Raw genomic sequence first — 12,884 nt, 5'->3', positions numbered from 1 at the left:
GCTCTACCCGGAGAGATGGAAGTTGCCGGAGGTGCCGTAGATGGCCAGCGAGATCAGCAGCGTCACCGTGACCACCGCGACCAACGAGGCCCGCACCGCATTGCCGACCGCGATCCCCACACCGACCGGTCCGCCCGCGGCGTTGTAGCCGTAGTAGGTGTGGATCATCATGACCGCCAAGGCCATGAGGATCGCCTGGGCGAAGGACCAGAGGATGTCACTGGGGATCAGGAAGGTGGAGAAGTAGTGGTCGTAGACGCCCGCGGACTGCCCGTAGATCACCACGGTGGCAAAGCGACTCGCGATGAACGAGCAGATGACCGCCAGCGCGTACAGCGGCACGATCGCGATCATGCCCGCGAGCACCCGGGTGCCGACCAGATATGGCACCGGCCGAATCGCCATGGACTCCAGCGCGTCGATCTCCTCGGCCACCCGCATGGCGCCGAGCTGCGCGGTCGAACCGGCGCCGATCGTTGCGGCCAAACCGATTCCGGAGATCACCGGCGCCGCGATGCGCACATTGATGAATGCCGAGAAGAAGCCCGTCAGTGCCTCGACGCCGATATTGCCGAGCGAACTGTAACCCTGCACCGCGATGGTGCCGCCGGTGAACAGCGTGAGAAATCCGACGATGACGACCGTGCCACCGATCACGGCCAAAGCGCCTGTGCCCATGCTGATCTCGGCGATCAATCGAATCGTCTCGGTCCGATAGTGCAGCAGGGCGCGCGGGATGGAACCGATCGTCTGCGCATAGAACACCGCTTGTTTACCGACCGAATCGAGTGAGTCCGAAAAACGACGCACTCGCCGCACGGTACGCGGGAACCGGGACTGGATTACGAATGCCATCGCCTCACCGCGCCGCGAACTTGATGCCGACGGCGGTGACCACGACGTTCACCACGAACAGGGCCATAAAGGCGAAGACAACGGTCTGATTCACCGCATCACCGACACTCTTGGGACCACCTTTGACATTCAGGCCGAGATAACAGGCCACCAGTCCGGCGATCAGCCCGAACAAACCGGCCTTCACTTCGGAGATGACCAGTTCGGGCAGATGGGTGAGCAGGGTGATGCCATTGACGAACGCACCGGGATTCACATCCTGCAGCAGCACCGAGAACAGGAAGCCGCCGACGATGCCGATGGTGGACACCAGGCTGTTCAGCAACAGTGCCACGAACATCGAGGCCAGCACCCGCGGCACCACCAGCCGGTGGATCGGATCGATGCCGAGCACGCGCATCGCATCGATCTCCTCGCGGATGGTTCTGGCACCGAGATCCGCGCAGATCGCGGTGGCGCCGGCGCCAGCGACGATCAATACCGTGACAATCGGCCCGACCTGGGTGACCGTACCGAATGCCGCACCAGCACCGCTGAGATCGGCGGCGCCGATTTCGCGCAGCAGGATGTTGAGCGTGAAGCTCACCAGCACGGTGAACGGAATCGCGACCAGCACTGTCGGAATGATCGAAACGCGTGCGATGAACCAGGCCTGATCAATGAACTCGCGCCCTTGGAACGGTCGTCGAATGCTGGCCCGCGCAACGTCGGCAACAAGTTCGAAAAATCCGCCAACTGCACGCAATGGCACGGCAAGGACCTCGTTCATGCGCGATCCTCCTTGCTCATCCTGCTAGCACACCGCACGATGCCCCTCCTCGGCCGCATCGCCGCAACGATTAGAACACGTTCACTTTGCCGTAGGAAGCTTTTCGCCACTTTTAAACAGCTCTTTTTGCTTGATTCGGCCTACGAATTTGCAACCTGTATCAATTCAGGATGACCTAACCCTTGTGAGGCGGGGCGCACCTTGACTCCCATGTCTACCAACTGCCGAAGTGGTGATCAACAGCTGATCAGCCGGTCGATGGCAGCTGCCATCACTGAGAAACCCGACCATTGCAAGCTACCCGCAAGCAGTTGCTAGCGGTCGAGATCGATCAGTGAAGATGCAGAAAACGTACGCCCGGCGGGGCGCTCAGCGAAGTAACCGCCGAGCGTGGCGGCAAGATCGGTGGAAGTCCACTGGTCACCGGCCGCATCGAAGCGCTGCTCGACCACCGGTGCGGCCATCAGCGCGACCATCGGCCCGTAGACCACGAACAGCTGCCCGTTGACCGCGTCGGCGGCGGGCGAGGCGAGGAAGGCGACCAACCGTGCGACATGTTCCGGCGCGAGCGGATCGATACCGCCCTCCGGTGCGGCGCTGAAGACCGCCTCGGTCATCGCGGTGCGCGCCCGCGGCGCAATGGCATTGGCGCGCACGCCGAAACGGGACAGCCCGCGGGCGGCGGAGAGTGTCAGCGCGGTGATACCGGCCTTGGCGGCGCCGTAGTTGGCCTGCCCCTCCGGGCCGAGCAGTCCGGCCTCGGAGGAGGTGTTGACGAGCCTGCCATAGACAGGCGCACCCGCCGCCTTGGACTTGGCCCGCCAGTAGGCGCCAGCGTTGCGCGACAACAGGAAATGACCGCGCAGATGGACCGCGATCACCGCGTCGAAGTCCTCATCGGACATGTTGAACAGCATCCGGTCACGAGTGATGCCCGCATTGTTCACCACGATGTCGACGCCGCCGAACGCCTCCTCGGCGGTGCTGATGAGCGCATCGGCGGTCGCACGCTCGGCAATGCTGCCCGCGACGAACTCCGCCTTGGCCCCGAGTGCCCGGATATCGGCGAGGGTCTCGGCCACCGCATCCGATTCCGACAGATCGTTGACCACCACCGACGCGCCCGCGCTCGCCAGGGCGAGCGCCTCGGCCCGTCCCAGTCCAGCGCCGCCACCGGTAACGATGGCCACCCGGCCCGCGAGACTCACACCGTTGTTGTCTGCATCACTCACGGGGCCGACTCTAGAACGTGTTCCTATTTACGGCAAGCGCCCGTCACTGCAGCCGGAGGGCCGCTTTGGGGCACTGAGCAACCGCGTCGCGGACATCATCGAGCCGATCCTCCGCCACCTCACCGACCAAGATGTGCAGCTGATCGTCATCATCGAGTTCAAAGACGTCGGGAGCGATTCCGACACAGATTCCATTGGCTTCGCACTGGTCCAGATCGACACTGACCTTCATGGCTACTCCTTCACTGATGCTCTGCTCGAAGCCTAACAACACGATCTGATGTCGTGTGTCGTCATCGACCACATTCGGTCGCAATACTGGAACATGTTTCAGTTCATATGCAATGATCGGTTAACCGACATCGAACGAAGGCTCCGCTGTACCCACCCCGCCGACTCCGCAAGCTCCGTCGGCTGACCATCCCCCAAGAGGTATTGCCATGCGCATTGCGTACACGCCGCAGCAGGAACAGCTCCGTGCGGAGCTGCGCGACTACTTCGCGCGGCTGATCACCCCGGAGCGCCGAGCCGCGCTGAGCGCGACCACCGGCGAGTACGGGCACGGCAACGTCTACCGCGAGGTGGTCCAGGAAATGGGCCGCGACGGCTGGCTCACCCTGGCCTGGCCCAAGGAGTTCGGCGGGCAGGATCGCCCGACCATGGATCAGCTCATCTTCACCGATGAGGCGGCCATCGCCGGCGCACCGGTGCCCTTCCTGACCATCAATTCAGTGGCGCCGACGATCATGCATTACGGCAGCGAGGAGCAGAAGAAGTTCTTCCTGCCCAAGATCGCCGCGGGCGAGCTGCACTTCTCCATCGGCTATTCCGAGCCGGGCGCGGGCACCGACCTGGCCAGCCTGCGCACCACGGCGGTGCGCGACGGCGACGACTACGTGATCAACGGCCAGAAGATGTGGACCAGCCTGATCGCCTACGCCGACTATGTATGGCTCGCGGTCCGCACCGATCCGACTGCCAAGAAGCACAAGGGCATCAGCATGCTCATCGTGCCGACCACGGCCGAGGGCTTCTCCTGGACCCCGGTGCACACCATGGCCGGACCGGACACCAGCGCCACCTACTACCAGGACGTCCGGGTCCCCGCCAGCTCGCTCGTCGGCCAGGAGAACGGCGGCTGGGCGCTGATCACCAATCAGCTCAACCACGAACGCGTCGCCCTGACCTCCGCCGGACCGCTCACCGTCGCGCTGAACCAGGCCACCGAATGGGCCCGCAATACCAAGGCGGGCGATGGTTCCCGGGTGATCGACCAGGAATGGGTGCGGCTGAATCTGGCCAAGGTGCAGGCCAAGGTCGAGTACCTGAAGCTGCTGAACTGGGAGATCGCCAGCCGGGCCGATGCGGGCGGCGATGCCGCGCCGCGGCCATGGGACGCCTCGACCTGCAAGGTCTACGGCACCGAACTGGCCACCGAGGCCTACCGCCTGCTGATGGAAATCCTGGGCCCGCAGGCATATCTGCGCCAGGACTCCCCCGGCGCGGAACTGCGCGGACGGTTGGAGCGGTTCCACCGCGCCGCGCTGATCCTGACCTTCGGCGGCGGCACCAACGAGGTCCAGCGCGACATCATCGCCATGACCGCACTCAAGCAACCCGCCGCGGCACGCTGAGCTGTATTCAATCGCGGTGCTCCCGGGGGCCTGCGTGGTCACCCAAGCTACCGCCTCCGGGCCCGTCGCTCGCACCGCAGAAAGCAGGTAGACACCATGGATTTCACACCCACCGAAGCTCAGCTCGACCTGACCCGCCTGACCGCCGAGGTCTGCGCCAAATTGGTCACCGCCGACCGGATCCGCGAACTCGACGCCGAGGGCCGCTTCGATGAGCCGCTGTGGCAGTCCCTCGCCGAGACCGGCGTGCTGGCCGCCGCATTGCCCGAATCGGTGGGCGGCGGCGACTTCGGCGCGCTCGAGCAGAGCGCCGTGCTGCGCGAACTCGGCAAGCACGTCGCGGCGGTGCCGTACCTGTGGTCGATCGTGGTCGGCGCGGGCGCGCTCGCCCAATTCGGCTCGGACACCCAGCAGGATTGGGCGCGCCGGGCGGCCGATGGCAGCGTCATCCTCACCGCCGGGCTGGCCGAGGAACACAATTGGGAGCCGACCAAGCCGACCACGGTGGCACACCAGGCCGATGGCGGCTGGCGGCTCACCGGCGCCAAGACCACGGTGCCCTACGCCGACCGCGCGGCCCGCATCCTGATCCCCGCCACCGTTTCCGGTGCTCCGGCCCTGTTCCTGGTGGATCCCGCCGATGCGACGGTCAAGGTGACCGCCCAGAGCGTGGTGGACTTCAGCGCCGAGTTCGGCGTCGAATTCCACGACACCCCGGCCGAATTGGTCGCGACGGTGGCCTCCGGCGCGGAGATCCTGGACTGGATCCTGACCCGCGCCTGGCTGGGACTGAGCGCTCAGCAATTGGGCACCTTGGAACGCGCACTCGAGCTGGTCGCCGAATATGCCCGCGAGCGTGAACAATTCGGCAAGGCCGTCGGCAGCTTCCAGGCCGTCGCCCAGCGCCTCGCCGACGCCTACATCGATGTCCAAGGTCTGCGACTGGCGGTCACCCAGGCCGCCTGGCGGGTCTCCGAGGATCTGGCCAGCTCCGAAGCGGTGCATACCGCCAAATTCTGGGCCGCCGATGCCGGACATCGGGTGGCGCACACCGTGGTCCACGTGCACGGCGGCGTCGGCATCGACCGCGACCACATCGTGCACAACTACTTCACCGCCGCCAAACACAATGAATTTGCCCTCGGCGCGGCCACCGACCACCTGCGCGCCATCGGCGCACTCCTCGCGGAAACCCCTGCCTGACCCAGGATTGCCGCACCATATCGGCCCGCCGGACCTGCCGCCGGCGGGCCGATCGGTGTACCGACACACCTGTGCTGAACAGCCCTTTTGCGTTAGTAATACACAATGTTCGTAGTACTACCGTTACGGCTAGGGAGGATGCTGTGCGGCTCAACAGCAAGGGCCAGATGACAATCCCCGCGCAGCTGCGCGCCGAGCACGATCTACGCACAGGCGACGACATCGAAGTCATCGAGGTCGATAACCCCCCTCGGACCGTGCGCACCAAAGGCGCCCCCACCCGTGGGCAACGACTCGTTCGGCGACTGCGCGGAACCGCCGACAGCCGAGACATCGAGGGCATGAGCACCGACGAGATCATGGATCTGCTCCGTGGGTGAGTGGTCCAACTTCTGTCAACGGACCGGCCGTACTGATCGATTCGTACGCAGCCCACGGCCGAACGGAAGCCGTTAGATTGCCTTGTCCCGCTGTAGGTCTCGTCGTCGTACAGCTGGCAGGAAGTAGTCTTCGACGCTCTCCGGTCCCGGTCCATCGATCGGAATTGCCACTACCAGATACACATTGACCAACCACACGGCCAGCAATCTTGCGAACGGAGGGTAGGTGCCGTCGCCGGGGCGAATGATGACCAATCCGAACAGCGCCTTGCCCACCGTCGTATGGAAGACCGCTTGCACAAACACTCGGTCGACCGCAGAGGTCAAAAGCCAGAACCCGAGCGCGATGATCGGGCTCACGCCGAGATGCTTCCAATCAAACCGTGTGGCGGCCTCGAACGAGAACTCGGGGCTGCTAGCGATTGCCGCGCCGAGCCCGATGCCGAGGTGTAGGACCCAGTCGAAGGCGAATGCCAAGACCCGCCGGAGCATACGGGGTGACGGATACCTGCTATCCCCCTTGGCGCCATGCCGCGCCGGGGCTGCGCCCAGCTCTCCAACGGGCTTCATCAGCAACTGACCGCGTCCTCGCGCCAGTTCATACTTCGGAGCACCTGATACCGGTACACCTATGCCGATGTCGCCTTTCGGTTCTTCCGTCCGAAAAGTCCACCGCGGTGGCGGTCGCAGTTTGGAGACGTATGCGTATCGGAGGTCACCGCCGCCAGGTCGGGAAATTACTCCATACTTCGCCGGTTCTCCGGCGAACCAAATCTCCGATGTGTTGTGATTTACGAGCTTTCCGATATCTTTGGACCACGTGCTCAAAATCAGACCGGAAACCACTTGACCGTTCCGGTCGAGCAGTTCCACCCATTCGTAGTGTCCGGTAGCGATGTAGTTTATTCGCCAGACAACCCAGGGGTACCGCCTGATCGCTCGGCGTCTTCTCCGATTGATCCAGAACAAGACACTGCCCAAGATCAGGCCCACCGTCATGCCACCAGTCGCCAGATTCCTGACGAAATCGACAAGCCTGGATAGCGTCGCCGACTCGATACGGTCTCCAACGTCGATCAGTACCACAGTCAACGGCAGGCCCATCAAGCCGATCAGCAGCAACGACCAACGGCCGACCGCCCCCTTCCGTGCCGCCGCCTTGGTTTCAGGGCAGGATATTGCCGGAGGCACCCCGGTAACTTTGTTATGGGACATGACCACGCCTCATAGATCCAGCGAGAACATCGCAGACTGCAACGGGGTTATCGTGAATTCTATCGATACAGCCATCGCGACAATCGGCAGAAGGTATTCATCTCCGTGCTCTACGAATGGTGTGGACAATTCGATGACAGCGATCGCGGATCCGTCCGGTGAAGAAACGACCGCCTCGATTTGATAGACCGACTGCTCGAGCTCGGACGCGTCGTACCCGGGCAGGTCGGGGGTCGGCACAGACCGCACCCTGTCGAGGAACAGCACCGATCGCCCCGAGATCTCCAAGAATTCTGCGTTTTTGTATTTCTCACCAGCGTCGAGCCGCCCGGTAAGTACGTCTCCCAGCGTCAACCGCGGATTTCTTCGCTCGCCATACTCGCTTACCGTGATAGTCAACGTCGACGAGATCTGCTGACCATCCGCCGATAGATGTCTCCCGAGGCCGCAGTACACGGTGTTGAGCTGCGCCAATCGGGTAAGCAGAACCGGCAATGCCTGGAGGACTGCGGGTGCAGCTGAACTCACTGCACCGGGTCCGAGTGACGCGAACAACGATTCCGTTTGCGCGATCGAATCATCAATTATGTCTGTCTCGAGCGGCAGGTCGACGTACCCCTGCGGTACGTCGACAGTGATGGAGATATTTGCGGATTCCGCGATTGTCGTCATCTCAGTCGTCGCCTCCGACCAGCGGGGTGATCATTGCCTTCACCGCTTTACCTGATCGGGCGAACACATCTACCGCCTCGACTGCGGAGACGGAGGCGTACGGCCCGGCGACTTTGGTCAATTGCAATACCTTGGTTGCCGCACCATCGAGCCTCAACGCCTCAGCGACTTTCGCGCCGCCGAGTCCTGAAACGATCTTGGACGATAGCAGCGGCTCGTGCGTCACAGCGTTCAGTGCTGCGGTGCCGAATCGTTCAGCTGCGCTAACTGTCTGTGCGGCGTGTGCCCCGACCGCAACAGCCTCGCCACCCCTGATGAGATTGAATCCGACCTTGACCGCAGAAATACCAGCTCCGCCGACAGGGGCAATTCCCAACGAGTCCAGGCCAACCGTCTTCCAGGCGCTGAGTTCTCCGTTCTTTAGGCCCTGCCGTATTTCTGGATCGGACAAATCAAGCCCTACGAGACCGACTGTCGCGACGGCCGCGACCGCAAAACCTATCGCATCGATCGGCGGGGGTGTGCACACGGCTACAACGCTGCCGAGCGCGGCGACAATCGACAGCGCTTGATGAATCCCCGCACGGTGCTCATCGATCCACTCGCCCAGGCTCTTGACAGCGTCGGTGATCCGATCCCAGATGCTCTTGTCGGGCGGGCTTGGAGCGAAATCCTTTGCGGCGGTACCCAATTCGCTCGCGATTCGACGGGCGAGGGTGTCGTGAGTGGTTTCGAGCTCGCGTGCGCGTTTGATGATCGCATCGATCTTCGCTTGCCGATCAACAACGGATGCGCTGGCGGAATTTACCTGGGCGACCGCAGCATTGAGGCGGGTTTGTGCTGCCTGCAAGCTCTCCGCATCCGAGAAACGCTGGTTCGCCAGTAGCAGGTCTGGATTGGAATTGGCCTGGTTCAAAGTCGCGACAGCCTGTGTGTGCTGTCCCTTGGCTTCCGCCGCCTCGGTCTCCAGTCCCTTGGCGGTCTCTTGGAAGCTGACGAGGTTCGTGTGCCACTCTTGGATCAGCGCGACCGCTTTTTCGAGTGAGCTCTGCGCATAGCCGAGATCCTGCGCCAGCGTGGCGTCGAAGCTGGCGCGGAATGCATTGCCAGCGTCGCCCTTCCACGCATCGTCGTTGCTGTTGCGCAAACGGCTCAACAGCTGGTCTGTCTCTTTGACCGCCTCGTACGATTTGCTGATCTGCCCTTGCAAACCGGCCACATCGCTCACCGCGCCGGGAACCGGATTGAAGCCCAGGTTGGGATATGGGTTCTCGGTCACGCCTGCTCCTCGGCGTCAACGACGGCTTTGGCCGCTTCGAGCGCCTTCGTGAAGGCGTCGTCCGTCGCCTGATAGGCCGCGAGGCACCGCGAGACCCCCTCCGCGGTCACCTTGGCCGACTCACCGATGCGCTCGACGCCGTACTTCCATCGGGTTTGAAAACTGTCGGCGGCGCTGTTGAGTTCCTTGGTACCGATATCTTTGTGGCTGTCTTTGGACATCGCCGTCATCGCCTCGTTCAGCACCAGTTCGGCGCTGTTCAGTGACTGGACAGCCTTGGTCAGCACTTCGATGTCGACGGTTAGAACAGTGGCCATGCCCACGCTCTTTCATACCGATATGGCTCGGCCCGGCCCCGGGACGGGACCGGCGGAAACCACACGCCTATGTAGTTGGACGCGACCGCGCGAAGATCGGTTCCATTGATTACGTGCCCCCGGCACATACGGCGAATCTGTTCAGCAGATCGTTGCGTCGAGATCGTGGGCGACCGTATCAAGGCCGGATTCGAGAGTCGTTGAGCCCCTGAGCCACCGGTGTGCCTCCTAACGCGTCGAGGCGACTGGAAATCCCCCGATCGACACCGCGGACCCTGCCGTGGGCTGGGAGTATCCGGAATGACGAACGCCTGCGCTGGTGGGCAGAGGCGTTCGGTATCGGTCAGCGGTTGGCGAGTTCGGCCAGTTGGTAGGCGAGCTTGGTGCGGACGGCGGGGATACTGGTCAGGATCGATATCGCGGTGTTGCGGGCCAGGCGGGCGGGCAGCGGGCGCAGGGTGGCCATCTTGGTCATGCGGTCGGTGAAGGCGACGACGCCGAGAGCTACTGGGCGGCGGGTGGTTTCGTAGGTGTCCAGTACGGTGTCGGGCTCGCCGTTGACGACTCGGGCGAGCAAGGGGCCGAGGAAGGCGGCGTCCTGGATGCCGGTGTTCATGCCCTGTCCGCCTGCGGGGCTGTGCACGTGGGCGGCGTCGCCTGCGAGCAGCACCCGGCCCGCGCGGTAGTGGTCGGCCACCCGGTGGTGCACCCGGAAGCGCGAGCTCCACTGCACCTCGCGGACCTGCACGGCGCCGCCGGGGCCGCGAGTGTCCAGGATGGCTCGGATGTCCTCGACGGTCGGGTGTTCGGGGGCCTCGGCGACGGTGGCGACGACCCGGTAGCGGTTGGGCTCGGTGTCGTCGGGCAGTGGCGCAACCACCGTCACGCCCTCGGGTGAAAGGTGCAGCGTCACTTCGTTGCGCGCGATCGGCCAGTCCATCCGGACGTCGGCGAGTACGAAGGATTCCGGATAGGTCGCACCGGTGAAGCCGATACCCGCCTGCTCACGGACGACGCTGTGCATACCGTCCGCACCGACCACATAGTCCGCGCGAAGGCGGCCGCGCGCGCCGGTGCCATCGGTGTATTCGACTGTGACGCCGCCGTTTTCGTCGGCGACGCGGGTGATCTCGTAGGGCCGGTACACCTCGCCGCCCGCCTTGCGCAGCCGCTCGAGCAAGACCGCCTCGGTGGTGTCCTGCGGTGCCATCAGCGTGTACGGGTACTCGGTGGGCAGTCCGTCGAACCGCACGGTGGCCAGGGTGCGGCCGCCGTCGCGCACCGTGAAGGTCGGCACCACGATGCCGCGAGAGATGAGTTCATCGGCGATGCCGAGTCCGTCGAGCACCTCCAGCGTTCTGGCGTGCACGACGGCGGCGCGGGAGGTGTTGGCGCCCTCGGTGAGCCGGTCCAGCAGGACGAAGTCGATTCCGGCGTCGGCGAGGGTGATCGCGGTGGTCAATCCGGCCGGACCGGCCCCGACGACGACGACGGAAGTGGTCTCCGGCAGCGGGGTGGTGTTCATCGGAACTCCTAAGTCAACATCTGTAGGCCAACGCTTGTTGGCATAACTGTAGCTCCGATCGACTGGGAACGTCAACAGTTGTTGGCCTACACTTGTTGGCATGAGTGTCGACACTGATCAACCGCCTGCGCGCCGCTCCGACGCGACCCGCGCGGCCATTCTGGAAGCCGCCCGTGCCCGCTTCGCCGCCGAGGGGTTCCGCAAGGCGACCATCCGCGCCATCGCCGCCGACGCCGCCATCGATCCATCAATGGTGATGCGCTATTTCGGCAGCAAGGACGGACTGTTCGCCGCAGCCGTCGATGTGCGCCTCGAGCTGCCGGATCTGGCGTCGGCCGAGCCGAGCAGCCTCGGCGAGTTGCTGGTTCGCCGATTCCTGGCGATTTGGGAGGACCAGCCCGATAACAAGGTGCTGGTGATTCTGCTGCGCTCATCGATCACCGATGAGACCGTGAGCGAACGCTTTCGGCAGATCTTCACCGAACAGGTGCTCCCCGCGGTGCTGCGCTTCGGCGATCCGGCCGATGCGCAGCGCCGCGGGGGATTGATCGTCACCCAGATGCTCGGGCTCGCACTATGCCGCTACGTGCTCGAGCTGCCGCCGGTGGTCGGCCTGACCCGCGACCAGATCATCGCGGACATCGCACCGACCCTCCAGCGTTACCTGACTTCCGCACCCAGCTAGATGTGCGCGCCGCCATCGACGTGAATCGTTGTGCCCGTCATGAATTCACGTCATCGGAGGCAACCATGGCGACCACGCCCGCGACCATCTCGGGTGCACCGAGCAGCGGGCCGATGGCCGGAGCCATCTTGCTTTCACCGATCCGCGGGCGCGGCTGGTGATCACCGAAAGTCAGATCCCGACTCTGGCCCGGAGCACCGAATCATCGGAGAAGTCGACCTGACGCTCGGCATTCGACAGCGCGGTCACCACACAGGTGCCGAAGGATCCGGATCGATCGAATAGTGTCGCACTGCCGACGGCGATTCCGTCCGCGCTGATGTGATTGTCGGCCTCCACGCCGATCTCCAGTCCGACGGGCGTGCGCGCCAGCGCCAGCGTCATATCGGTATTGATGAATCCGATTCCGGCACTGCCCCAGTTCGTCATCAGGCTCGTCGACTCACCGATCACCACGGCGCCGACGAATCCGGACGGGCTCTCCCCCTCTACCACCGGCATCGGCACCTGCCACATGCGCTTTCGACTGTCGTTCTGATGCTCGCCCATGCTCGACGACCAGCCATCAGCATGTGCGTCGCTGCCCCACAGCGGCACGGTCGGGCCCGTCGCGACCGGCACCGAAGGCGGCTCCGGATCGCCGGCACGGGTCCACAGGCTGCCCGGCGGCTGCTCGGATCGCTTCAGAAATATCGCTGTCGCCCTGGCCATATCCTCGCCGTCCTGCATCAGCGCGGCATCGGCGACCAGGATCCGCCGACCCTCCCGGACCAGTTCGGTCACCACGGTCACCGGCTTGTTGAGCGTCGGACGGAACAGGTCGACGGTCAGTCGCGCCGGTATGAATCCTTCCGAACAGTGCTGCCGCTCCAGCGCCCTGGCCATGAGACCGCAGATGGCGGGACCGTTGAGCATCTTCGGCGACCAGGCGCTGGCTGCGAACGGCAGCGGCGCGAAGCCATTCGCGGTGGCCTCGAAAAATCCATAGCGCATTGCCACTATCTCCTATTCCATGCCAGCGCGAAAGGCTCCGTCACGAACGATGCCGCCGCGCCCCGCCCCAACGACCCGCGCACGAACGACCGTGAACGGCACAGGGCTGCCGCGCTTTTCGCGGC

At 64.1% G+C, this 12,884-nt stretch carries 14 protein-coding genes; 4 read left to right on the top strand and 10 right to left on the bottom strand.

What is annotated here, in order from left to right; genetic code table 11:
• Window positions 1–3 precede the first annotated feature (3 nt).
• The 4 genes from ACWEO2_RS14735 to ACWEO2_RS14720 form a co-directional block, all read right to left on the bottom strand.
• Window positions 4–855 carry an MlaE family ABC transporter permease gene (locus tag ACWEO2_RS14735; RefSeq protein WP_354959630.1) on the bottom strand — a complete coding sequence of 284 codons (852 nt, stop codon included), beginning with the start codon at window positions 853–855 and terminating at the stop codon, window positions 4–6.
• Window positions 856–859: 4 nt separating this feature from the next.
• Entirely contained in the window at window positions 860–1,624 is a 765-nt protein-coding gene (locus tag ACWEO2_RS14730; protein ID WP_452405770.1) for an MlaE family ABC transporter permease, read from the bottom strand.
• A gap of 314 nt (window positions 1,625–1,938) precedes the next feature.
• Window positions 1,939–2,856, bottom strand: coding sequence for a 3-oxoacyl-ACP reductase (locus tag ACWEO2_RS14725; protein WP_452405769.1), 918 nt, complete (start codon window positions 2,854–2,856; stop codon window positions 1,939–1,941).
• Window positions 2,857–2,899: 43 nt separating this feature from the next.
• Entirely contained in the window at window positions 2,900–3,088 is a 189-nt protein-coding gene (locus tag ACWEO2_RS14720; RefSeq protein WP_354959653.1) for a ferredoxin, read from the bottom strand.
• Window positions 3,089–3,296: 208 nt separating this feature from the next.
• Between ACWEO2_RS14720 and ACWEO2_RS14715 the strand changes: the two genes are divergently transcribed.
• The 3 genes from ACWEO2_RS14715 to ACWEO2_RS14705 all read left to right on the top strand — a co-directional run bounded on the left by ACWEO2_RS14715 (window position 3,297) and on the right by ACWEO2_RS14705 (window position 6,073).
• Window positions 3,297–4,490, top strand: coding sequence for an acyl-CoA dehydrogenase family protein (locus tag ACWEO2_RS14715; protein WP_452405768.1), 1,194 nt, complete (start codon window positions 3,297–3,299; stop codon window positions 4,488–4,490).
• 96 nt (window positions 4,491–4,586) lie between these two features.
• Window positions 4,587–5,693, top strand: a complete 1,107-nt coding sequence (locus tag ACWEO2_RS14710; protein WP_452405767.1) for an acyl-CoA dehydrogenase family protein — start codon at window positions 4,587–4,589, stop codon at window positions 5,691–5,693.
• 143 nt (window positions 5,694–5,836) lie between these two features.
• Window positions 5,837–6,073, top strand: coding sequence for an AbrB/MazE/SpoVT family DNA-binding domain-containing protein (locus ACWEO2_RS14705; RefSeq protein ID WP_452405766.1), 237 nt, complete (start codon window positions 5,837–5,839; stop codon window positions 6,071–6,073).
• Between the two features lie 72 nt (window positions 6,074–6,145).
• Here the strand turns inward: ACWEO2_RS14705 and ACWEO2_RS14700 are convergent, their stop codons facing one another.
• The 5 genes from ACWEO2_RS14700 to ACWEO2_RS14680 form a co-directional block, all read right to left on the bottom strand.
• Window positions 6,146–7,288: an RDD family protein gene (locus ACWEO2_RS14700; RefSeq protein ID WP_452405765.1), complete on the bottom strand. Its 1,143-nt coding sequence runs from the start codon at window positions 7,286–7,288 to the stop codon at window positions 6,146–6,148.
• Window positions 7,289–7,297: 9 nt separating this feature from the next.
• Window positions 7,298–7,960, bottom strand: a complete 663-nt coding sequence (locus tag ACWEO2_RS14695) for a hypothetical protein (RefSeq protein WP_452405764.1) — start codon at window positions 7,958–7,960, stop codon at window positions 7,298–7,300.
• Window position 7,961: 1 nt separating this feature from the next.
• Window positions 7,962–9,239: a hypothetical protein gene (locus ACWEO2_RS14690; RefSeq protein WP_452405763.1), complete on the bottom strand. Its 1,278-nt coding sequence runs from the start codon at window positions 9,237–9,239 to the stop codon at window positions 7,962–7,964.
• Window positions 9,236–9,562 (bottom strand): hypothetical protein, encoded by a 327-nt coding sequence (locus tag ACWEO2_RS14685; RefSeq protein ID WP_452405762.1) that lies wholly within the window; start codon window positions 9,560–9,562, stop codon window positions 9,236–9,238. Before ACWEO2_RS14685 ends, ACWEO2_RS14690 begins: the two co-directional genes overlap by 4 nt.
• Before the next feature lie 337 nt (window positions 9,563–9,899).
• Window positions 9,900–11,081, bottom strand: coding sequence for an FAD-dependent oxidoreductase (locus tag ACWEO2_RS14680; RefSeq protein WP_452405761.1), 1,182 nt, complete (start codon window positions 11,079–11,081; stop codon window positions 9,900–9,902).
• A 100-nt stretch (window positions 11,082–11,181) separates the two neighbouring features.
• On the opposite strand from ACWEO2_RS14680, the gene ACWEO2_RS14675 reads away from it, so the two are divergent.
• Window positions 11,182–11,766, top strand: coding sequence for a TetR/AcrR family transcriptional regulator (locus ACWEO2_RS14675; RefSeq protein WP_452405760.1), 585 nt, complete (start codon window positions 11,182–11,184; stop codon window positions 11,764–11,766).
• Window positions 11,767–11,937: 171 nt separating this feature from the next.
• Here ACWEO2_RS14675 and ACWEO2_RS14670 read toward each other — a convergent pair whose 3' ends face one another.
• Window positions 11,938–12,759 (bottom strand): acyl-CoA thioesterase domain-containing protein, encoded by an 822-nt coding sequence (locus ACWEO2_RS14670; protein WP_452405759.1) that lies wholly within the window; start codon window positions 12,757–12,759, stop codon window positions 11,938–11,940.
• Window positions 12,760–12,884 lie beyond the last annotated feature (125 nt).

The organism is Nocardia sp. NPDC004278, from assembly GCF_053602975.1.
Note: the sequence above shows the minus strand (reverse complement) of the source record. Positions and strands in the feature narration are given on the sequence as shown.

Coding starts and splice junctions, on each gene's coding strand:
- ACWEO2_RS14735 (WP_354959630.1), bottom strand. CDS start 855: ATGGCATTCGTAATCCAGTCCCGGTTCCCGCGTACCGTGCGGCGAGTG.
- ACWEO2_RS14730 (WP_452405770.1), bottom strand. CDS start 1,624: ATGAACGAGGTCCTTGCCGTGCCATTGCGTGCAGTTGGCGGATTTTTC.
- ACWEO2_RS14720 (WP_354959653.1), bottom strand. CDS start 3,088: ATGAAGGTCAGTGTCGATCTGGACCAGTGCGAAGCCAATGGAATCTGT.
- ACWEO2_RS14715 (WP_452405768.1), top strand. CDS start 3,297: ATGCGCATTGCGTACACGCCGCAGCAGGAACAGCTCCGTGCGGAGCTG.
- ACWEO2_RS14710 (WP_452405767.1), top strand. CDS start 4,587: ATGGATTTCACACCCACCGAAGCTCAGCTCGACCTGACCCGCCTGACC.
- ACWEO2_RS14700 (WP_452405765.1), bottom strand. CDS start 7,288: ATGTCCCATAACAAAGTTACCGGGGTGCCTCCGGCAATATCCTGCCCT.
- ACWEO2_RS14695 (WP_452405764.1), bottom strand. CDS start 7,960: ATGACGACAATCGCGGAATCCGCAAATATCTCCATCACTGTCGACGTA.
- ACWEO2_RS14680 (WP_452405761.1), bottom strand. CDS start 11,081: ATGAACACCACCCCGCTGCCGGAGACCACTTCCGTCGTCGTCGTCGGG.
- ACWEO2_RS14675 (WP_452405760.1), top strand. CDS start 11,182: ATGAGTGTCGACACTGATCAACCGCCTGCGCGCCGCTCCGACGCGACC.
- ACWEO2_RS14670 (WP_452405759.1), bottom strand. CDS start 12,759: ATGCGCTATGGATTTTTCGAGGCCACCGCGAATGGCTTCGCGCCGCTG.